Genomic DNA, 264 nt, shown 5'->3' on the forward strand with positions numbered 1-264 from the left:
AGCGGGAGGAGCCTAAGAAGGTGGCTCTGAACGCGAATAACGGTGGCTCCGACGACGTCCAAACCGTCAAGCAGCTGCCGGCTCCCAGACCCGATACGACTGGCCCTCAGAAGAGCGAATACTCAGTCAGCGACGCCGAGGTGGAGGACGTCGTTCGGCAACTGGTGTGGAAGCCAGATGCGCAGGGACGCCGGAAGATTCAGCCAGCCGGGCTGTACGGGCGCCGCAAAATGCTGGCCGAGGTGCGCCGGGCCGGGCTGGCCA

The 264-nt window shown here is 65.2% G+C and carries 1 pseudogene; it reads left to right on the forward strand.

Going from position 1 to position 264, the window contains the following annotated elements:
- Nucleotides 1–20 precede the first annotated feature (20 nt).
- Nucleotides 21–264 (forward strand): annotated as a pseudogene (locus G6027_RS18360) (hypothetical protein); the annotation flags it as partial.

The sequence above is a fragment of the Dietzia sp. SLG310A2-38A2 genome, from assembly GCF_014145095.1.
Lineage (GTDB): Bacteria > Actinomycetota > Actinomycetes > Mycobacteriales > Mycobacteriaceae > Dietzia.